At 71.7% G+C, this 19,767-nt stretch carries 16 protein-coding genes; 7 read left to right on the plus strand and 9 right to left on the minus strand.

Going from position 1 to position 19,767, the window contains the following annotated elements:
• Positions 1–74 precede the first annotated feature (74 nt).
• The 4 genes from ACIRGB_RS18225 to mmsA form a co-directional block, all read right to left on the minus strand.
• Positions 75–974, minus strand: coding sequence for an ABC transporter permease (locus ACIRGB_RS18225; RefSeq protein ID WP_403865515.1), 900 nt, complete (start codon positions 972–974; stop codon positions 75–77).
• On the minus strand, positions 971–3,622 hold the full coding sequence (locus ACIRGB_RS18230) for an alpha/beta fold hydrolase (RefSeq protein WP_403865518.1): 2,652 nt from the start codon (positions 3,620–3,622) through the stop codon (positions 971–973). The genes ACIRGB_RS18225 and ACIRGB_RS18230 overlap by 4 nt, the downstream gene beginning before the upstream one ends.
• Positions 3,623–3,769: 147 nt before the next feature.
• Positions 3,770–5,191, minus strand: coding sequence for an APC family permease (locus ACIRGB_RS18235; RefSeq protein ID WP_403865521.1), 1,422 nt, complete (start codon positions 5,189–5,191; stop codon positions 3,770–3,772).
• Positions 5,192–5,503: 312 nt separating this feature from the next.
• Complete coding sequence (gene mmsA / locus ACIRGB_RS18240) at positions 5,504–7,006, minus strand: CoA-acylating methylmalonate-semialdehyde dehydrogenase (protein WP_403865524.1); 1,503 nt, start codon at positions 7,004–7,006, stop codon at positions 5,504–5,506.
• Positions 7,007–7,790: 784 nt separating this feature from the next.
• On the opposite strand from mmsA, the gene ACIRGB_RS18245 reads away from it, so the two are divergent.
• From ACIRGB_RS18245 to ACIRGB_RS18260, 4 genes are all read left to right on the plus strand, one after another.
• On the plus strand, positions 7,791–7,982 hold the full coding sequence (locus tag ACIRGB_RS18245; RefSeq protein WP_403865527.1) for a helix-turn-helix transcriptional regulator: 192 nt from the start codon (positions 7,791–7,793) through the stop codon (positions 7,980–7,982).
• Between the two features lie 58 nt (positions 7,983–8,040).
• A complete protein-coding gene (locus ACIRGB_RS18250) occupies positions 8,041–8,625 on the plus strand; it encodes a GNAT family N-acetyltransferase (RefSeq protein WP_403865530.1) in 585 nt (194 codons plus the stop codon).
• A gap of 105 nt (positions 8,626–8,730) precedes the next feature.
• On the plus strand, positions 8,731–8,973 hold the full coding sequence (locus tag ACIRGB_RS18255; RefSeq protein WP_403865532.1) for a heavy-metal-associated domain-containing protein: 243 nt from the start codon (positions 8,731–8,733) through the stop codon (positions 8,971–8,973).
• 34 nt (positions 8,974–9,007) lie between these two features.
• Positions 9,008–11,287 carry a heavy metal translocating P-type ATPase gene (locus tag ACIRGB_RS18260; RefSeq protein WP_403865535.1) on the plus strand — a complete coding sequence of 760 codons (2,280 nt, stop codon included), beginning with the start codon at positions 9,008–9,010 and terminating at the stop codon, positions 11,285–11,287.
• A 647-nt stretch (positions 11,288–11,934) separates the two neighbouring features.
• On the opposite strand, the gene ACIRGB_RS18265 is transcribed toward ACIRGB_RS18260, so the two are convergent.
• On the minus strand, positions 11,935–13,245 hold the full coding sequence (locus ACIRGB_RS18265; protein ID WP_403865538.1) for a citrate synthase: 1,311 nt from the start codon (positions 13,243–13,245) through the stop codon (positions 11,935–11,937).
• Between the two features lie 225 nt (positions 13,246–13,470).
• Entirely contained in the window at positions 13,471–15,732 is a 2,262-nt protein-coding gene (locus ACIRGB_RS18270; protein WP_403865541.1) for an ATP-dependent RecD-like DNA helicase, read from the minus strand.
• Positions 15,733–15,791: 59 nt separating this feature from the next.
• Here ACIRGB_RS18270 and ACIRGB_RS18275 point away from each other — a divergent pair, with 59 nt between their 5' ends.
• The gene (locus ACIRGB_RS18275) at positions 15,792–16,355 is read left to right on the plus strand and encodes a hypothetical protein (protein WP_403865544.1); all 564 of its coding nucleotides are present in this window, start codon (positions 15,792–15,794) and stop codon (positions 16,353–16,355) included.
• Here ACIRGB_RS18275 and ACIRGB_RS18280 read toward each other — a convergent pair.
• Positions 16,300–16,497: a DUF397 domain-containing protein gene (locus tag ACIRGB_RS18280; RefSeq protein WP_403865547.1), complete on the minus strand. Its 198-nt coding sequence runs from the start codon at positions 16,495–16,497 to the stop codon at positions 16,300–16,302. The two genes, ACIRGB_RS18275 and ACIRGB_RS18280, sit on opposite strands and share 56 nt — an antisense overlap.
• A gap of 6 nt (positions 16,498–16,503) precedes the next feature.
• On the minus strand, positions 16,504–17,340 hold the full coding sequence (locus ACIRGB_RS18285) for a helix-turn-helix domain-containing protein (RefSeq protein WP_403866040.1): 837 nt from the start codon (positions 17,338–17,340) through the stop codon (positions 16,504–16,506).
• A gap of 208 nt (positions 17,341–17,548) precedes the next feature.
• Between ACIRGB_RS18285 and ACIRGB_RS18290 the strand changes: the two genes are divergently transcribed.
• Positions 17,549–17,959: an ATP-binding protein gene (locus tag ACIRGB_RS18290; RefSeq protein ID WP_403865549.1), complete on the plus strand. Its 411-nt coding sequence runs from the start codon at positions 17,549–17,551 to the stop codon at positions 17,957–17,959.
• A gap of 239 nt (positions 17,960–18,198) precedes the next feature.
• Here ACIRGB_RS18290 and ACIRGB_RS18295 read toward each other — a convergent pair whose 3' ends face one another.
• Positions 18,199–19,146, minus strand: coding sequence for an RNA polymerase sigma-70 factor (locus ACIRGB_RS18295; RefSeq protein ID WP_403865552.1), 948 nt, complete (start codon positions 19,144–19,146; stop codon positions 18,199–18,201).
• A 130-nt stretch (positions 19,147–19,276) separates the two neighbouring features.
• On the opposite strand from ACIRGB_RS18295, the gene ACIRGB_RS18300 reads away from it, so the two are divergent.
• A complete protein-coding gene (locus tag ACIRGB_RS18300) occupies positions 19,277–19,762 on the plus strand; it encodes a carboxymuconolactone decarboxylase family protein (protein WP_403865555.1) in 486 nt (161 codons plus the stop codon).
• Positions 19,763–19,767 lie beyond the last annotated feature (5 nt).

Raw genomic sequence — 19,767 nt, forward strand, 5'->3', positions numbered from 1 at the left:
CGGGGTGTTACGGCTGCGTCTCGAAGCGGGCACGGGGGCGTGCCGCCGAGACCGGTGGGTGATCCTCCGGGGACCTACGACACGATGTCCTTGCGGGCGAACCCCCGGAAGGCCAGGGCGAACAGCACCAGCGCGTACGTGACCGAGACCGCCGTGCCCTGGATCATGCCCGACCACTGAAGGTTCGGCTGGACGGCGTCCGCCCAGGCGAACTGCCAGTGCGCGGGCAGGAAGTCGCGCCAGTGGCCCAGCGCCGTCACGGCGTCCAGGACGTTGCCGACGATGGTGAGGCCGACGGCGCCGCCGACCGCGCCGAGCGGGGCGTCGGTCCTGGTCGACAGCCAGAACGCGAGCGCGGCGGTGACCAGTTGGGACACGAAGATGTACGCCACGACCACCACCAGGCGCTGCGCGGCCGTGCCCGGCGCGAGCGAGCCGCCGGTGGGGATGGCCAGCGGGCCCCAGCCGTAGGCGACCGTGCCCACGGCCAGTGCCACCAGGGGCAGCAGCACCATCGCCGCCAGGCTCAGCCCGAGCCCGACGGCCAGCTTGGACGCGAGCAGCCGGGCGCGCGGCACCGGCGCGGCGAGCAGATAACGCAGGGAGGACCAGCTCGCCTCGGAGGCCACGGTGTCCCCGCAGAACAGGGCGACCGGGACGACCAGCAGGAAGCCCGCCGAGACGAAGAGGTTGACCGCCGCGAAGTTGGCGCCGGAGGCGGTGGCGGTGTCCATCAGGGTGATGCGGTCGTCGGGGCCCTCCGGCTCGCCGCCGATCGCGAAGGCGACGACGAGGACGAACGGCAGGGCGGCGAGGATCGCGCCCATGACCAGGGTGCGGCGCCGCTTGAGCTGGCGCACCAGCTCCACCCGCAGGGGCAGGGTGCGGCCCGCCCGGTAGCCGTGGGCGGAGTCGGACGCCGGCGCCGCTCCGGTCGCGGGCGCGGTCGCCACCGGCTGGGTGGGCGTGCTCATGCGGAACCTCCGATCAGGGTGAGGAAGGCGTCCTCCAGGCGGCGGTGCGGGCCGACCGACGCCACGGGCACGTCGAGCCGGACCAGTTCGGCGACCAGGCCGGGCGCGGTGCCGCCGGGGTCGAGGCGGATCAGGAGCCCGTCGTCGGTGTGCACGACCGAGGCCACGCCGGGCAGGGCGGCGACCTTGTCCACGAGCGGTTCGTCCACGGGCAGGCCGGTGCCGACCAGGAGGGTGTCGCCGGAGCCGATGATCTCGGCGACCGGGCCCGCCTGGACCAGCCGGCCCCGGTCCATGACCACGAGGTGGGTGCAGGTCTGCTCGACCTCGGCCAGCAGGTGGCTGGAGACGATCACGGTGCGTCCGGCCGCCGCGTAGCGGATCATCACCTCGCGCATCTCGCGGATCTGCGGCGGGTCCAGGCCGTTGGTCGGTTCGTCGAGGATGAGGAGGTCGGGCAGGCCGAGCATGGCCTGGGCGATGGCGAGGCGCTGGCGCATGCCCTGGGAGTAGGTGCGCACCGCGCGGGCGAGCGCGTCGCCGAGTCCGGCGATCTGAAGGGCCTCGTCCAGGTGGGCGTCCTCGGGCGGGCGGCCCGTGGCCCGCCAGTACAGCTCCAGGTTCTCCCGGCCGGACAGGTGCGGCAGGAAACCCGCGCCCTCGACGAAGGCGCCGACCCGGGACAGCACCGGGGCGCCGGGCCGGATGGCGTGGCCGAAGACCCTGACCTCGCCGTCGTCCGGTGTGATCAGGCCCATCAGCATCCGCAGGGTGGTGGTCTTGCCCGCGCCGTTGGGCCCGAGCAGGCCGAGCACCTGCCCCTTCTCCACCCGGAACGACAGCTCCTTTACCGCGTACCGGTCGGCGGACCCGGCGTACCGCTTGCTCAGGCCGGCGATCCGCAGGGGTACGTCGGCCAGCGCGGGGTCGGGGGCGGGCGCGGCGGTGCGGCGGCGGGCCGTCCACAGCAGGGCGAGGGCGACGGCGGCACCGGCCAGGGGCAGCCACCACACCCAGGCGGGCAGCGGGGCGGCGGCGGTCGTCACGCCGGGGGCGGTCGGCACCTTCAGGTCGCCCCTGAGGGAGACGGTGTACGTCGCCGGGGCGGCCGGGGAGGCGTACCCGAGGTCGGTGGAGGCGAGGACCAGGCGCAGGCGGTGGCCCTGCTCCACCTCGTGGTCGATCGCCGGGAGGGTGACCGTCACGTCCCGGCCGGCCTTGGCGTCCTCGACGCGGACGGGGGCGACCAGCTGGGAGGGGAGCACGGGCGAGGCTCCGCCGGGGCCGACGTCGTACACCTTGGCGAACAGGACGGCGTCCTCGGCGGTGGAGCGGACGTGGACGGTGGCCGTCGGCGAGCCGGTGATCCGCAGGTCGTCACCGACCGGGGCGGACTCGAACGCGGCGTACTGGCCGGGGAAGTCCAGGGAGACGCCGACGCCGAGCGAGGAGAGCTGGGAGAGCCCGCCGGAGCCGCCGATGCCGGGAAGGGCGGAGACGGCGGGCGGGTTGGCCCCGGCGGGGTTGTCGACGTGCTGCTCGCGGCCGCGCAGGGGTACGGAGCGCTGTCCGTTCGCCAGGCCCGGGTAGCGGTCGGCGCTCGCGCCGCGCAACTGCGCCTGACCGTCGGTGGAGTCGACGCCTCCGGTGCGGGTGACGCGGAAGGCGGGGCCGGTGTCGGCGCCCGCGTCGTCCTTCAGGTAGCGGTCGAACCAGTCGGCCACGCGCTGTTGGACGCGGTCGGTCTCCAGGTCGCCGCCGTCGTGGCCGCCCGCGATCCAGTCGACGTCGACGGGCGCGCCGTTCGCCCGGATCGCCCGCGCCGCGGCGTCGGCCTGGCCGAGCGGGAACAGGGAGTCGGTCTGGCCCTGCGTCAGCAGGGTGGGCACCTTGATCCGCCCGCCCACCGCCTGCGGGCTGCGCTCCTTGAGAAGCTTCACGGCCGCGGCGTCGGGTGTGCCGGACTCGGCGACCCGCTGGTACATGCGGCACAGGTCGGCCTCGAACCGGTCGCAGCCGCCGCCGGAGTTGACGAAGATGCCGGCCCACAGCTTCTTGAAGACGCCGTTCGGGAACAGCGCGTCCGCCAGGTTCCAGTACGTGATCGCCGGGGCGACGGCGTCCACCCGGGTGTCGTGTCCGGCCGCCAGCAGCGCGACCGCGCCGCCGTAGGAACCGCCCGCGACGCCCACCCGGGGGTCGCCGTCCCGGTCCAGCTCGACCTGGGGCTGCTCCGCGAGCCAGTCGATCAGGCGGGACACGTCGGCGACCTCGCCGTCCGGCGCGTTCAGCCCGATCTTCCCGGTGGACCTGCCGAAGCCGCGCGCCGACCAGGTCAGGACCGCGTACCCGTCCCTCGCCAGGTCCTCGGCCTGCTCCCGTACGTCGTCCTTGCTGCCGCCGAAACCGTGCGCGAGCAGGACGGCCGGGCGGCGGCCTTCGGGGCCCGCCGTGAAGTACGAGGTGTCCAGGCGCACGCCGTCGCCCACCGCCGTGACCCGGTCGGCGCGCCGCACCGGGGCCGGGTCGTCACCGGCGACGGCCGTCCACGTCCCGGCGCCGGCGAGCACGACGACGGCGGCCGCGGCGGAGAGCGTCCGCCGCGGCCCGCGTAGCAGCCCTCGCACGCGGGGCAGTCGAAGATCCATGGGTCAACGGTACGGGCCGCCGCCGGCACCGGAGGCCGCCCCGGGGCTGAACCGGCGGCCCTCCCACGGACGTACGGGGCCGTTCGCGCGTACCACGGGCGTGGTAGGGCGGTCACGCCCGGCGGACTGCCCCGCGCCCGCGGGCCGTCACGGTCCGGCGGGCTCGCGGACGTCCTGCGGGACCGTCACCAGCCAGCGGGTGGCGCGGCGCGGGCGCAGGTACAGGGCCCAGTACAGGGTGGCGACGGCCGCGATGCCGCCGGTCAGCAGCAGGTGGCCGGTCTCCTGCTGGGTCAGGATGTAGGCGAGGACCACGATCAGCAGCACCGGCACCACCGGCCACAGCGGCATCCGCCACGCGTGCGCGTGCCCGTGGGCGCCGCGCCGGGACAGCAGGGCGGCGACCGCGACCAGCAGGTACATCGCGGTCACGGAGACGCCGGTGACGCCGTACAGGGTGTCGAGGTTGACGTAGCACAGCGCGGCGCCCGGCACGCCGACGGCGAGGGTGGCGACCCACGGGGAGCCGAACCGGCCGAGCCGGGCGAAGAGCCCGTTGACCGGGGCGGGCCAGGCCTTGTCGCGAGCGGAGGCGAACAGCACGCGCGAGTTCTGGATGACCATGACGATGCCCGCGTTGATGATGGCGAGGGCCACGCAGAGGCTGACGAAGGTGCCGACGGCGGAGCTGGACCAGGCGGTGACCATGGCGCCGATGTCGCCGCCGGTCAGCTCCGTCAGGTCGGAGGCGCCGAAGGTGATGGCGACGACCGGGACCAGGATGATCACCGTGGAGATGGCGAGGGTGGCCAGCACCGTGCGGGCGACGTTGCGGCGCGGGTTCTCCAGTTCCTCGGAGAGGTAGACGGCGGTGGAGAAGCCCTGCGTGATGAAGAGGGCGATGGCGAGCCCGGAGACGACCAGCATGGCGGTCACGGGGTCCGCTCCGCCGTGGGCGCCGCCCACCTCCATCGACACGAGGCTGCCGGGGCCGCGCTCGGCGTGGGCGAAGCCCAGCACCGCGACGACGGCCGCGGCGATGACCTCCAGGACCAGGAAGACGCCGGTGATCCAGGCGTTGGCGCGCAGGTCGAGCAGCCCGGCGAGGGTGGCCAGCAGCATGACGCCGGCGCCCGCCAGGGAGGGGTCGAGGTGCAGGATCGGTTCGAGGTAGTCGGCCGTGCCCATGGCGATCACCGGGGGCACGATCATGACGACCAGCAGGGACAGCACGAAGACCAGCCAGCCCGCCAGGCGCCCGGCCATCGTCGACACCATGGCGTACTCGCCGCCCGCGCTGGGGACCAGGGTGCCCAGCTCCGAGTAGCAGAACGCCACGGCGACGCAGAGCACGGAGCCGATGGCGATGGTCAGCGCGGTGGCGGTGCCGAGCGAGCCGAAGAGGTCGGGGACGACCACGAACAGGGTGGAGGCGGGGGTCACGCACGACAGCGTCAGCAGGGTGCCGCCGACGACCCCGATGGAACGCTTGAGCGTCCTGGACTCCGGAGGTGCCGGAACGTCCGGGGGCGCGGCGGCGGTCTCGGCGGGGCGAAGCGTGTCGGTCATGGAGCGGTTCCGATCGACTCGTGCGGCGTGGTTCGCGAGGGAGCGCTATCGCCTCCGGAGGCTGGGTCGTACTCGTTCTGTTTCGCTCCCGACGCCAGATGGAATCGCGACGAAAACCGCTGCGTCAATGGGTGTTTACCTACGGAAACCGTTGATCGCTACCGTCCATACCTCTGTAAACAGCAGCATGCCCCTTGACGCGACGGGAGTTTGAGCCGTGCGGGAACCGTAGGGGGCGGGGCAAAAAAAACCGCCACGCACAAGGGTGCCGTGGTCCCGGCGGGACCACGGCACCCTGGAGCCGCAGCTGTCTCAGTGGTTGCGCGGGAAGCCCAGGTCCACGCCCGCCGGGGCGTCGGCCGGGTCCGGCCAGCGGGTGGTGACGACCTTGCCGCGGGTGTAGAAGTGCGTGCCGTCGTTGCCGTAGATGTGGTGGTCGCCGAAGAGCGAGTCCTTCCAGCCGCCGAAGGAGTGGTAGCCGACGGGGACCGGGATCGGGACGTTGACGCCGACCATGCCGGCCTCGATCTCCAGCTGGAAGCGGCGGGCCGCGCCGCCGTCCCGGGTGAAGATCGCGGTGCCGTTGCCGAACGGCGAGGCGTTGATGAGGGCCACGCCCTCGTCGTACGTCTCGGCACGCAGCACGCACAGGACGGGGCCGAAGATCTCGTCCTGGTACGCCTTCGCGGTGGTCGGCACCCGGTCGAGCAGGGAGATGCCGATCCAGTGGCCGTCCTCGTGGCCGTCCACCGTGTACCCGGTGCCGTCCAGGACGACCTCGCAGCCCTCGGCCGCCGCGCCCGCGACGTAGGAGGCGACCTTGTCGCGGTGCGCCTTGGTGATCAGCGGGCCCATCTCGGAGGACGGGTCGGTGCCGGGGCCGATCTTGATCTTCTCGGCGCGTTCGCGGATCTTCTCCACCAGCTCGTCGCCGACGGCACCGACCGCGACGACCGCGGAGATCGCCATGCAGCGCTCGCCGGCCGAGCCGTAGGCGGCGCTCACGGCTGCGTCGGCCGCCGCGTCGAGGTCGGCGTCCGGCAGCACCAGCATGTGGTTCTTGGCGCCGCCGAGGGCCTGCACGCGCTTGCCGTTGGCGGAGGCGGTGGTGTGGATGTAGCGGGCGATCGGGGTCGAGCCGACGAAGGAGACCGCCTTGACGTCCGGGTGCTCCAGGAGGCGGTCGACGGCCACCTTGTCACCGTGCACCACATTGAAGACGCCGTCCGGCAGACCGGCCTCGGAGAGCAGTTCGGCGAGCTTCACGGCGGCCGACGGGTCCTTCTCGCTCGGCTTGAGCACGAAGGTGTTGCCGCAGGCGATGGCGATCGGGAACATCCACAGCGGCACCATCGCCGGGAAGTTGAACGGCGTGATGCCCGCGACCACGCCGAGCGGCTGCCGGATCGAGGACACGTCGACGCGGGTGGCGACCTGCGTCGACAGCTCGCCCTTGAGCTGGACGGTGATGCCGCAGGCCAGGTCGACGATCTCCAGGCCGCGCGCGACCTCGCCGAGCGCGTCGGAGTGCACCTTGCCGTGCTCGGCGGTGATCAGCTCGGCGATCTCGTCGCGGTGCGCGTCCAGCAGCGCCCGGAACTTGAAGAGGATCGAGGTCCGCTGCGCCAGGGACGACTGACCCCAGGTCAGGTACGCCTCCTTGGCGGCGGCGACCGCGGCGTCCACCTCGTCGACGGAGGCGAAGGCGACCTCGGTGGTGACCTCGCCGGTCGCCGGGTCCGTCACCGGCCCGTACGTGCCCGAGGCGCCTTCGGCGGTCTTGCCGCCGATCCAGTGGTTGACGATGTTCGTCATGACCGAGAACTCCTTCACAGATGGCGGCGACGGGTCCAGACGTGCCGTGGGTGCAGCTCACGCTGCTCGTGCTGCGCGCGGGCCGGGACCGGCGACGGTCGGGTCGCGGTCTCGGCCCTGACTCCATCCCAGCAGCCGGGCGCCGCGGACGCGCCCGACACTGTGTCTGCGGTTTGGGCGTCCGCGTAGACACGTGGGGCAGTGGGGGCGGCCCGCGCCGGGACGCGACGCGGGGACCTCCGGCGCGGAGCCGGTGCGAGCGGGGAGTCGGCGCTCGTGCCTCGCTCCTGCCAGGGCGAGGCCGCCTTCCCGCGCCGGAGGCGTTCGGTGGGGGAACCGGCGACCGGGCCGTGTGCCATCGGGTCGTGCGCCATCGCGTTCCCTTCTTGCCCGCGCCCGTGCGTCACCCCGGTTTCTAGCCCTGCGCGTGCGGCCTGTCAATGTTTTGTCCGGACATTCGGACGACTTGCTCCGAGTGGCGGTCCTGGGGCCGCCCGCGGGCGTACGACCGGACGTACGGCGGAGCACGGCCGGCCGCCACAGTCAACGCGCCGCGCCTGAACGACGGCGTACGCCTGTGTGGCACTCGTGTCACAAAAGCGCCCTGCGGGTCACACATGTCACGCGCACGCGGGGTTTCCGTCACACCCGGGAACGGCCCCCGACCGCCCCGCACTCCGCGTCGTTCACCCGGAACAGGCTTGGTGATCGCCAGCGCAGCGCCCGGCCACCCCCGGCGACCGTCCCCGGTCGCCGCCGCGGCGCGCGCGGGGAGGTGCAACGAGTGACCGACCGAAGGCTCTGGTCCTACAAGGACATCGCGGCCCACATCCGCGTCCAGCCGGACACCGTGCGGTCGTACCGCAAGCACGGGCTGCTGCCCCCGCCGGACCACGTGGAGGGCGGTAAGCCGTACTGGTACGCGGACACGGTCCGGTCCTGGGTGGCGTCCCGCCCCCGCAACCGGAACAAGTAGCCCGGCCCGCCGGAAAACCGTTCTGTGCCCCACCGTCGCGTGGGGCACAGTGCCGGGCATGGACTTCTCCGTGAAACCCGTCCTCACCGGCGAAAAGACCGTCCTGCGGCCGTTCACCGCTGAGGACGCCGACGTGATGTGGGAGATCGTCAACGATCCCGAGGTCGTCCGCTTCACCTTCGAGCCGGCCACCGAACTCACCCTCGACAAACTGCGCTCCTGGTACGGCGTGCGCACCGCCGATCCCGACCGGCTCGACCTGGCCGTCACCGACCGGGAGACCGGCGAACTCGTCGGCGAGGTCGTCCTGTACGAGTGGGACCCGGCGGCCCGCGGCTGCACCTTCCGCACCCTCGTGGGGCCCCGGGGCCGGGGCCGCGGGCTGGGCAGCGAGGCGACGCGGCTCATCGTCGGGCACGCCTTCGAGCAGGTCGGCCTGCACCGCGTCCAGTTGGAGGTGTACGCCGACAACCCACGGGCCCGGCGGGTGTACGAGAAGGCCGGTTTCGTGGTGGAGGGCGTGCGGCGGGAGGCCGCCCGGCGGGGCGGCGCCTGGGTGGACGAGGTGCTGATGGCGGTCCTCGACCACGAGTGGGCCGCGCAGGTGCGTGACGGGGGCGCGACGCGGGTGGGACGCGGGTGACGGGTGAATCTCGGCTTTATACCCCCTAGGGGTAAGGTGGAGTGAGTGGTCCCGGCCGGACCACGGGTACCCGCCCACGCACGTCCCCCGACGAGGAGTAACGACATGAGCGCCCAGACCGACACCACCCAGGGCTCCGTCACCACCGTCTACAAGGTGAGCGGCATGAGCTGCGGCCACTGCGAGGGCGCCGTCTCCGGCGAGATCTCCGAGATCGCGGGCGTCGGCTCCGTGCAGGCCGTCGCCGCCACCGGTGAGGTCACCGTCGTCTCCGAGGCCCCCCTCGACGACGCGGCGGTGCGCGCCGCGGTGGACGAGGCGGGCTTCGAGCTCGTCGGCCGGGCCTGAGCCCGGCGCCCCCACCGTCCCTGGAGTCCGGACCATGACCAGCAGCACCGCGGACACCCGTACCACCGCGGACCCCCGCACCGCCGCGACGGCCGCCGAGCCCGGCCGCGCCGAGGTCGAGCTGCTCATCGGCGGGATGACCTGCGCCTCCTGCGCGGCCCGCGTCGAGAAGAAGCTCAACCGCATGGACGGTGTGACCGCCACGGTGAACTACGCGACGGAGAAGGCCCGGGTCAGCTACCCGGCGACCACCGGGGTCGCCGACCTGATCGCCACCGTCGTGAAGACCGGGTACACCGGCGAGGAGCCCGCGCCGCCCCCGGAGCCCTCGGACGGGGCCGGTCCCGGGGAGAGCGGCGACGACCCGGAGCTGTCGGCCCTTGGGCAGCGCCTGGTCGTCTCGGTGCTGCTGGCCGCCCCCGTGGTCCTGCTCGCGATGGTCCCGGCGCTCCAGTTCGACAACTGGCAGTGGCTCTCGCTCACCCTGGCCGCGCCCGTCGTGGTGTGGGGCGGGCTGCCCTTCCACCGCGCCGCCTGGACGGGCCTGCGGCACGGCGCGGCCACCATGGACACGCTGGTCTCGCTCGGCACGCTGGCGGCGTTCGGCTGGTCCCTGTGGGCGCTGTTCTTCGGCGACGCGGGCATGCCGGGCATGCGGCACGGCTTCGACCTCACCGTCTCCCGCGCGGACGGCGCCTCCGCGATCTACCTGGAGGCCGCCGCCGGGGTCACCGCCTTCCTGCTCCTCGGCCGCTGGCTGGAGGCCCGCTCCAAGCGCCGCGCCGGGGCCGCGCTGCGGGCGCTGATGGAGCTGGGCGCCAAAGACGTCGCGGTCCTGAGGGACGGGCGCGAGGTGCGGATACCGGTGGCCCACCTGGCCGTGGGCGACCGGTTCGTCGTACGGCCCGGCGAGAAGATCGCCACCGACGGCACGGTGACCGAGGGTGCCTCCGCTGTGGACGCCTCGCTGCTGACCGGCGAGTCCGTGCCGGTCGACGTCACCGTCGGCGACGCCGTCACCGGTGCCACGGTGAACGCCGGGGGCCGGCTGGTGGTCGAGGCGACCCGGGTCGGCGCGGACACCCGGCTGGCGCGGATGGCGAAGCTGGTGGAGGACGCGCAGAGCGGCAAGGCCGAGGTGCAGCGGCTCGCCGACCGGATCTCCGGCGTCTTCGTGCCGGTGGTCCTGCTGATCGCGGTCGCCACCTTCGGCGGCTGGCTGGGCGCGACCGGTGACACGGTCGCCGCGTTCACCGCGGCCGTCGCCGTCCTGATCATCGCCTGCCCGTGCGCGCTGGGCCTCGCCACGCCGACCGCGCTGCTGGTCGGCACCGGGCGCGGCGCCCAGCTCGGCATCCTCATCAAGGGCCCCGAGGTGCTGGAGTCCACGCGGCGCGTCGACACGGTCGTCCTGGACAAGACCGGCACCGTCACCACCGGCCGCATGACCCTGCACGAGGTGTACGCCGCCGAGGGCACCGACGAGGTCGAGTTGCTGCGGCTCGCGGGCGCGGTCGAGCACGCCTCCGAGCATCCGGTGGCCCGCGCGGTCGCGGCCGGCGCCGAGGAGCGGCTCGGCGCGCTGCCGGGCGTCGAGGACTTCGAGAACGTCCCCGGGCGCGGCGTACGCGCCCGCGTGGCGGGCCGCCAGGTGGCCGTGGGGCGCCTCTACGACACCCTGCCGCCCGAGGTCGCCCGGGCCGCGGACGAGGCCGAGAGGAACGGCCGTACGGCCGTCGTGGTCGGCTGGGACGGCGCGGCGCGCGGGGTCGTCGCCGTGGCGGACGCGGTCAGGGAGACCAGCGCCGAGGCGGTGGCCGGGCTGCGCCGGCTGGGCCTGACCCCGGTCCTGCTGACCGGCGACAACCGCCGGGTGGCCGAGTCGGTCGCGGCGGCCGTCGGCATCGACGAGGTGATCGCCGAGGTGCTGCCCGAGGACAAGGTCGCGGTGGTGGAGCGGCTGCGGGCCGAGGGCCGTACGGTCGCCATGGTCGGGGACGGCGTCAACGACGCGGCCGCGCTCGCCACCGCCGACCTGGGCCTGGCGATGGGCACGGGGACGGACGCGGCGATCGAGGCAGGCGACCTGACGCTGGTGCGCGGCGACCTGCGGGTGGCGGCGGACGCGATCCGGCTGTCCCGGCGCACCCTGGCCACGATCAAGGGCAACCTCGTGTGGGCCTTCGGCTACAACGTGGCGGCGCTGCCGCTGGCCGCCGCCGGGCTGCTGAACCCGATGATCGCGGGAGCGGCGATGGCCTTCTCCTCGGTCTTCGTGGTCACCAACAGCCTCCGGCTGCGCACCTTTCACTAGTTCGCATTTCACGCAGGTCGTGGGGCTGTGCCTCTGGAGTCCGGCACGCACCTCACATAAGCTCTTCACAAGCCTCGCGCATCTTCCTTACGCTGGGGGCCCGCGCGACGTACGGGCCTCTTGCGCACCTAACGGACATATGCAAGAGACGCAGATCACAGTGATGCGAACGTAACCATCGAAGGGGTTCGAAGGTCTAAGTTGGCGATGTCAGGCAGCGTCTTGGGGGGCGCCACCTGGCATCTGGGGATGTCTTGGGGGACTTTCCCAGAGCTGCGTTGCCGGGACACGTACACCGGGAAGCTTTGAGCGGCCCTCCCGGGCGTGCGCTGTCCCGGCAGACCGCACGGCGAGCACCACCAGTGCGAGACCGAGCACCACCAGCACGACACAGCGAATTCAGGCGCTGTCCTCACAGACGCCCGGCCGGATCCCGTGGGGGGAATCCGCACCGGGACATGGGAAGGCGCCCTGGATCGTCGGCCCGTGGGGGGACCGGCGCCAGGGCGCCTTCTTTCTTTCTTACGGTGGTGCGACGCGCCCGAAGGGGCGCGGGGAACCGCGCGACCAGCCCGGAGACTGCCCGCAGCCGCCCCGCGCCCCTCAGCGACGAACTCCTAGGCGCACGGCACCGACACCGGCAGGTGTCAGCGCTCCTCGACGGGGACGAAGTCGCGCTCGACGACGCCCGTGTAGATCTGGCGCGGGCGCCCGATGCGGGAACCCGGCTCCTTGATCATCTCGTGCCACTGGGCGATCCAGCCCGGCAGCCGGCCGAGGGCGAACAGGACCGTGAACATCTCGGTCGGGAAGCCCATGGCCCGGTAGATCAGACCGGTGTAGAAGTCGACGTTCGGGTAGAGGCTGCGCGAGACGAAGTAGTCGTCGGAGAGCGCGTGCTCCTCCAGCTTCAGGGCGATGTCCAGCAGCTCGTCGGACTTGCCGAGGGCGGAGAGCACATCGTGCGCGGCGGCCTTGATGATCTTGGCGCGCGGGTCGAAGTTCTTGTAGACCCGGTGGCCGAAGCCCATCAGGCGGACGCCGTCCTCCTTGTTCTTCACCTTGCGGATGAAGGAGTCGACGTCGCCGCCCGCGTCGCGGATGCCTTCCAGCATCTCCAGCACCGACTGGTTGGCGCCGCCGTGCAGCGGGCCCCACAGCGCGTTGATGCCGGCGGAGATCGAGGCGAACATGTTGGCCTGCGAGGAGCCCACCAGGCGGACCGTGGAGGTCGAGCAGTTCTGCTCGTGGTCCGCGTGCAGGATCAGCAGCTTGTCGAGCGCCGCGACGACCGTCGGGTCCAGGTCGTACTCCTGCGCCGGCACCGAGAACGTCATGCGCAGGAAGTTCTCGACGTAGCCGAGGTCGTTGCGCGGGTAGACGAACGGGTGGCCGATCGACTTCTTGTACGCGTAGGCCGCGATCGTCGGGAGCTTCGCGAGCAGCCGGATCGTGGAGAGGTTGCGCTGGCGCTCGTCGAACGGGTTGTGGCTGTCCTGGTAGAAGGTGGACAGCGCCGAGACCACCGAGGAGAGCATGGCCATCGGGTGGGCGTCGCGCGGGAAGCCCTTGTAGAAGTTCTTGACGTCCTCGTGCAGCAGGGTGTGCTGCGTGATCTCGTCCTTGAACGCGGACAGCTCGTCGACGGTCGGCAGCTCACCGTTGATCAGCAGGTAGGCCACCTCCACGAAGGAGGAGCGCTCGGCCAGCTGCTCGATCGGGTAGCCGCGGTACCGGAGGATGCCGGCTTCGCCGTCCAGATAGGTAATGGCGGATTTGTAGGCGGCGGTGTTGCCGTAACCGCTGTCCAGCGTCACCAGACCGGTCTGGGCGCGGAGCTTCCCGATGTCGAAGCCCTTGTCACCGACGGTGCTGTCGATCACCGGGTAGGTGTACTCGCCGTCGCCGTACCGCAGTACTACCGAGTTGTTGGTGTGCTCGCTCACGTCTTCCCTCACCGACGTAGTGCCTCATCTTCGAGGTGCCCTGACTGTCTCTACCATCCCCCACTTGGCTCAGGAGAGTGCACTCGGGGTCGACCATCGGGCCTATCGGCGGCACTCAGTGCCGTCAACTTGCTCATCCTGCCCCCTCCGGGGCCCATCCGGAAGTGCTGTGTGACCTTTCCGACTCGTTTGATCGATCATTTTTTTCACACGGGTGGACAGGTCTGCCGCAAGGTTTCACGGCCGGGGCCCGGCGAGCCGGAAGTCGAGCGCCGTGCACCGCCGTCCGGCCGACACCGTGCGCACCGCCTGCCCGATCGCCTTGCGCGAACCGACCAGGACGACCAGCTTCTTCGCCCGGGTGACGGCGGTGTACAGCAGGTTCCGCTGGAGCATCATCCAGGCGCCGGTCGTCACCGGGATCACGACGGCCGGGTACTCGCTGCCCTGGGACCGGTGGATGGTGACCGCGTAGGCGTGGGCCAGTTCGTCCAGTTCGTCGAAGTCGTACGGCACCTCCTCGTCCTCGTCGGTCAGCACCGTGAGGCGCTGGTCCACCGGGTCGAGCGAGGTGACGACGCCAACGGTGCCGTTGAAGACGCCGTTCTCGCCCTTCTCGTAATTGTTGCGGATCTGGGTGACCTTGTCGCCGACCCGGAAGACGCGTCCGCCGAACCGCTTCTCGGGCAGGTCCGGGCGGCCCGGGGTGACGGCCTGCTGGAGCAGCCCGTTCAGCGTGCCGGCGCCGGCCGGTCCCCGGTGCATGGGGGCCAGCACCTGCACGTCCCGGCGCGGGTCGAGCCCGAACTTCGCGGGGATGCGCCGCGCGGCGACGTCGACGGTGAGCCGGCCGGCCTCCTCGGTGTCGTCCTCGACGAAGAGGAAGAAGTCCTTCATGCCGTCGGTGACGGGGTGCTGCCCGGCGTTGATCCGGTGCGCGTTGGTGACCACGCCGGACTGCTGGGCCTGCCGGAAGACGCGGGTGAGCCGGACGGCGGGCACGGGGCTGCCGGGCGCCAGCAGGTCCCGGAGCACTTCCCCGGCCCCCACGCTGGGCAACTGGTCGACGTCTCCGACGAGCAGCAGGTGGGCGCCGGGCGGCACGGCTTTCGCAAGCTTGTTGGCGAGGAGGAGGTCCAGCATCGACGCCTCGTCCACCACCACCAGGTCGGCGTCGAGCGGCCGTTCCCGGTCGTAGGCCGCGTCGCCGCCGGGCTTCAGCTCCAGCAGCCGGTGCACGGTGGACGCCTCGGCGCCGGTCAGCTCGGCGAGCCGCTTGGCGGCCCGTCCGGTGGGCGCGGCGAGCACGACCTTGGCCTTCTTGGCCCGCGCCAGCTCCACGATCGACCGGACGGTGAAGGACTTGCCGCAGCCGGGGCCGCCGGTGAGCACGGCGACCTTCTCGCTGAGCGCGAGCCTGACGGCGGCCTCCTGCTCGGGCGCGAGGTCGGCGCCGGTGCGCCCCTTCAGCCACCCGAGCGCCTTGTCCCAGGCCACGTCCTGGAAGCCGGGCATCCGGTCCTCGTCGGTGTGCAGGAGGCGGCGCAGCTGCCCGGCGAGGGCCAGCTCGGCGCGGTGGAAGGGCACGAGGTAGACGGCGGTGATGGGCTCACCCCCCTCGGGGTGGGGGACCTTCTCCCGCACCACACCGGGGTCCTCCCCGTCCTCCTCCGGCTCGGCGGCCAGCTCGCCCAGGCACTCGATGACCAGCCCGGTGTCCACCTGGAGCAGCTTCACCGCGTCGGCGATCAGCTTCTCCTCGGGGAGGTAGCAGTGACCCTGGTCGGTGGCCTGCGAGAGCGCGTACTGGAGCCCCGCCTTCACCCGCTCCGGGCTGTCGTGCGGAATCCCGACGGACTGGGCGATCTTGTCGGCGGTGAGGAAGCCGATGCCCCAGACGTCGGCGGCGAGCCGGTAGGGCTGGTTCTTGACGACGGAGATCGAGGCGTCCCCGTACTTCTTGTAAATCCGCACGGCGATGGAGGTGGACACCTCGACGGTCTGGAGGAAGAGCATGACCTCCTTGATCGCCTTCTGCTCCTCCCAGGCGTCGGCGATCTTCTTGGTCCGCTTGGGCCCGAGGCCGGGCACCTCGATGAGCCGCTTGGGCTCCTCCTCGATGATGGTGAGGGTGTCCAGCCCGAAGTGCTGCGTGATCCGGTCCGCGAAGACCGGCCCGATCCCCTTGACCAGCCCGGACCCCAGATAACGCCGGATGCCCTGGACGGTGGCGGGCAGCAGCGTCGTGTAGTTCTCCACGTGGAACTGCTTGCCGTACTGGGGATGCGACCCCCAGCGCCCCTCCATCCGCAGCGACTCCCCCACCTGCGCACCGAGCAGCGCGCCGACGACGGTCAGCAGATCGCCGGCGCCTCTGCCGGTGTCGACCCGGGCGACGGTGTAGCCGTTCTCCTCATTGGCGTACGTGATCCTCTCCAGCACGCCTTCGAGGGTGGCGAGCCGCCTTTCACCGGGGGCCGCGGGGGGCTGGTTGGGCATGATCCGACGGTACCGGTGGGGTGTGACAGGGGTGCACGCCGCGGCAGGATCAGGGAGACATGGGGCTCACTTACGGCTACGACATCCACCTGCCTCCTCGGAGCGTCGCGGGGGCGCTGGCCGCCGTGGCCGCGTTGGCGCCCCCGTCCCGTGACGTGCCGCCGCTCGACGTCACGCTGCCCGGGGGCGAGCGGATCGTCCTCCCCTTCACGTCCGGGTTCGGCAGCGAGCCGGTGGACTGCGCCGGCCGCGAGACGCTCGACCTGGACACGTCCCTCATGTTCCCGGTCGACGACGCGGTGCGGGCGTACGGGGAGTCGTACGGACTGCCGCCCGAGGAGGACGGGCGGGTCCGGATCGGGTACGTCTACCTGACGGTCCGGTTCGCGTCCTTCCTGGACTCCCGGTACACGGCCCTGGAGTTCTGGGCGTCGACGTCGGGCCTGAGCCGCCTGTTCGCCCGCTCGGCGAGCATCCGGAGGACGTTCACCGACCTCGCCGCCACGGTCGGCGCCGCGTGCTGCCTGTTCGACGTGGGTGACGGCAGCCCCGGGGAGGTGTGCTGGGTCAGCGGGGAGGCGGGTTTCCCTCCGGCTCCGTCGTCACCGCGAGGAAGCGGGTGAAGGCGGCGCGGGGGAAGGTGAGGGTGGCCCGGGCGGGGGCCTTGCTGTCGCGGACGGCGACGTGAGTGTCCGAGGTGGCTATCTCCACGCATTCGTTGCCGTCGCCCGGGCCTGAGTGGGACGACTTGCGCCAGTTGTCCATGGGGTCTTAGAACTCCTTCGCCAGACGGTGGATGAAATCCCGCGACTGTCCGGGATCGAGTGACGCGGCTTCCACCTTAAGAAGAGTTGTTCGATAGGTGTTGAGCTGAGCCTCGGAATCGATGAAGGCCGAGCCGTGAAGGGCGTCGCGGACCACGGTGTCGAGTTTCGGCAGCGGGCCGCCCACATACGTCATCGTGCTGGAGGCGTCGGCGAAGCCGTCCAGGTCGAAGGGGATGACACGCACGGTGATGTGTTCCGCCTCGGAGAGCTCCAGAAGCCGTGTGAGTTGGGCCCTGGACGTGTCACGGTCACCGACTCTGATGCGAAGCGCCGCTTCGTGGATCACCGCTTCGTAGGGGATGACGAACCGCTGGCGCCCCTTACGGTGCTGGATGCGCAACTCCAGTTCTTCGGCTGTCAGTTCCGGCAGCCTGGCGGAGAAGACTGCACGCGAGTAGTCCTCCGTCTGTAGCAGCCCCGGTACGTACAGGATCGCCACGTGGCGGAGGAAGCGGGCGTGGTGTTCCAGCTCGGACAGGTCGAGGAACGACGTGGGAAGCAGACCTCGGTACTCCTCCCACCAACCGGTTGACCGCTCGGTGGCCATGGCGACGAGCGCGTCGACGAACTCCTCGTCCGTACAGGCGTAGTGGGAGGCCAGTCGGCGAACCCGCTGCTCACTCACGCCCGCGAGGGCGGACTCGATGTGAGTGATCTGGGCGGGCGCCACACCGAGCAGCTCCGCCGCCTGGCGGGAGTTGAACCCCGCTGCCTCACGGAGCCTGCGCAGTTCGGTTGCCAGTCGCACCTGACGTGCCGTCGGTTCGCGCCTCTTCACCATCGACTGGCCCTCTTCACACATCTGTTGATGCAACTCCTTCGGCGTCAGATTACGCGATCGACTTGCCGCGTCCCTAAATTTAGATCTACCGTCAGTGACGCGACGCACACCGTGCGAAACCGGAAGCGCACCGTTCCGTCCTGCCATGACGGCTCCGGCAATGCCACCGGCCCGCTCTCAACTCCCCACACATGCAAGGGAATCCCGCATGCCCGAAAAAGAACCCTGGGAGTACTCCCTCTACATCCCCAACGACCTGCGCGCCGTCACCGTCAGCCGCCGCACCCTCCGCCTCGTCCTCACCCTGCACGGGCTGATCCGCCTCGTCGACGTGGCCGAACTGCTCGCCACCGAACTGGTCTCCAACGCCGTACGGCACACCAAGGGCCCCGCCGCCCTCCGCATCCGCTGGTCGCCGCCGGGCACGCTGCGAATCGGGGCGTGGGACGCGGACCCGGAGCCGCCGGAACCGCCCGCGCGGTTCGAGAGGGTGACGGAACTGGAGGAGGGGCGAGGGCTCGCGCTGGTGCGGGCCTGCGCGGACGTGTGGGGGTGGCATCCGCTGGCCAGACACGGCAACCGGGGCAAGTACGTGTGGTGCGAGCTGTCGGCGGCCTGACATCGGCGCAGAGCATGTCGACTTGGGCGACGTCCTGCTCCACCCGGCGTCACGGCATGCCCGCACCGTGACGCCCCGGCTGCACACCGCGGAGGGGTCACGTCATCAACTCGATGTGGGACCAGCTGTTCCCGGCGTTGTCCCCTTTCTCGTGGAGTCCCCAGCGGGCCGGCCGCCGATCTTCCAGCCGGGTGCGTTGGACAGCACGCAGTTCCCGGAACCTCACTGAGCCGCCCGGCTCAGCGGCTCAGGGCCGTCTCCTCGCCCATGCGCGACAGCTTCTCCGGGTTGCGCACCGCGTAGAGCCCCGTGATGCGGCCGGCCTCGAAGCGGACCGCCACCACGGTGTCCAGCTCGCCGTCGAGCCGGATGACCAGGGCCGGGTGGCCGTTGACCTGGGCCGGGTCCATCGTCATCGCGACGGGGAGCTTGACCAGGCCGCCCAGCATGAGGCGGGCCACCTTGTCGGCGCCGACGATGGGCCGCAGCACCGCCTGCTTGATGCCGCCGCCGTCGCCGAGCAGGACGACGTCCGGCGCGAGGATGTCGAGCAGGCCCTGGAGGTCACCGGTCTGGACGGCCCGCTGGAACGCGGCGAGCGCGTCCCGGGTCTCGGCGCGCGAGACGGCTCCGCGCGGCCTGCGTGCCGCGACGTGCGCGCGGGCCCGGTGCGCGGTCTGGCGGACGGCGGCGGGGCTCTTCTCCACCGCCTCGGCGATCTCGTCGTAGCCGAGGTCGAACACCTCGCGCAGGACGAACACCGCCCGCTCCACCGGCCCCAGCGTCTCCAGGACCAGCATCATCGCCATCGACACGCTGTCGGCCAGCTCGACGTCCTCGGCCACGTCGGGCGTGGTGAGCAGCGGCTCGGGCAGCCAGGAGCCGACGTAGGACTCCTTGCGGCGGCCGAGCGTACGCAGCCGGTTCAGGGCCTGGCGGGTGGTGATGCGGACCAGGTACGCGCGCCGGTCGCGCACCGTGTCGAGGTCGACCCCCGCCCACTTCAGCCAGGTCTCCTGGAGCACGTCCTCGGCGTCGGCGGCCGAGCCGAGCATCTCGTAGGCCACGGTGAAGAGCAGGTTGCGGTGGGCGACGAACGCCTCCGTGGCCCCGTCCTCTTCCCGGCCGCTGTTCTCGCTGGTCACCAGCTTCTCCCGTTCGTTCGGTTCCGGCGGTGTCTCGCGCACGGGACACCGCTCGCCCCGGTTCCGTGACACCCGTCGGTGGTGGCCTGGGTCACGTCCGCGTCCTGTCACAGGGTGCGGGACGGCGGCGTCTTGTGTGCGTCAGTGAGGCACCGAGAGCGAGGACGAGACCATGGACCCCCGATTCAACCTGTTCGAGAACGAGGTCGGCAGCCGGTTCGCCAAGCGGTTCGCGGGCACCGCGACGATCCTCCAGCAGTCGACCGTGCCGCACTCCACGCAGGAGCTGCTGGCGTTGCGGGCCAGCCAGATCAACGGCTGCGGGCACTGCATCGACATGCACACCAAGGAGGCCGCCGCCGCGGGCGAGAGCGCGGTACGGCTCCACCTGGTCGCCGCCTGGCGCGAGTCGACCGTGTTCACGGAGGCCGAGCGGGCCGCCCTGGCCCTCGCCGAGGAGGGCACCCGGCTCGCCGACGCCCACCAGGGCGTGTCCGACGAGACGTGGGCCCAGGTGCGCAAGCACTACGACGACAACGAGGTCGCCGCGCTGGTCTGCATGGTCGCCATGATCAACGCGGCCAACCGGCTCGCCGTGATCACCCACCAGCAGGGCGGCTCGTACGAGGCGGGTTCGTTCGCGGCCGCCCTGGACTGAGCGGC

It is taken from the genome of Streptomyces sp. NPDC102490 (genome assembly GCF_044765285.1).
GTDB lineage: Bacteria > Actinomycetota > Actinomycetes > Streptomycetales > Streptomycetaceae > Streptomyces.

What these genes read in the sequence shown, in the direction of transcription:
- ACIRGB_RS18225 (WP_403865515.1), bottom strand. Translation starts at nt 974, where the DNA reads ATGAGCACGCCCACCCAGCCGGTGGCGACCGCGCCCGCGACCGGAGCG.
- ACIRGB_RS18280 (WP_403865547.1), bottom strand. Translation starts at nt 16,497, where the DNA reads ATGGACAACTGGCGCAAGTCGTCCCACTCAGGCCCGGGCGACGGCAAC.
- ACIRGB_RS18255 (WP_403865532.1), top strand. Translation starts at nt 8,731, where the DNA reads ATGAGCGCCCAGACCGACACCACCCAGGGCTCCGTCACCACCGTCTAC.
- ACIRGB_RS18260 (WP_403865535.1), top strand. Translation starts at nt 9,008, where the DNA reads ATGACCAGCAGCACCGCGGACACCCGTACCACCGCGGACCCCCGCACC.
- mmsA (WP_403865524.1), bottom strand. Translation starts at nt 7,006, where the DNA reads ATGACGAACATCGTCAACCACTGGATCGGCGGCAAGACCGCCGAAGGC.
- ACIRGB_RS18270 (WP_403865541.1), bottom strand. Translation starts at nt 15,732, where the DNA reads ATGCCCAACCAGCCCCCCGCGGCCCCCGGTGAAAGGCGGCTCGCCACC.
- ACIRGB_RS18300 (WP_403865555.1), top strand. Translation starts at nt 19,277, where the DNA reads ATGGACCCCCGATTCAACCTGTTCGAGAACGAGGTCGGCAGCCGGTTC.
- ACIRGB_RS18250 (WP_403865530.1), top strand. Translation starts at nt 8,041, where the DNA reads ATGGACTTCTCCGTGAAACCCGTCCTCACCGGCGAAAAGACCGTCCTG.
- ACIRGB_RS18235 (WP_403865521.1), bottom strand. Translation starts at nt 5,191, where the DNA reads ATGACCGACACGCTTCGCCCCGCCGAGACCGCCGCCGCGCCCCCGGAC.
- ACIRGB_RS18290 (WP_403865549.1), top strand. Translation starts at nt 17,549, where the DNA reads ATGCCCGAAAAAGAACCCTGGGAGTACTCCCTCTACATCCCCAACGAC.
- ACIRGB_RS18230 (WP_403865518.1), bottom strand. Translation starts at nt 3,622, where the DNA reads ATGGATCTTCGACTGCCCCGCGTGCGAGGGCTGCTACGCGGGCCGCGG.
- ACIRGB_RS18285 (WP_403866040.1), bottom strand. Translation starts at nt 17,340, where the DNA reads ATGGTGAAGAGGCGCGAACCGACGGCACGTCAGGTGCGACTGGCAACC.
- ACIRGB_RS18275 (WP_403865544.1), top strand. Translation starts at nt 15,792, where the DNA reads ATGGGGCTCACTTACGGCTACGACATCCACCTGCCTCCTCGGAGCGTC.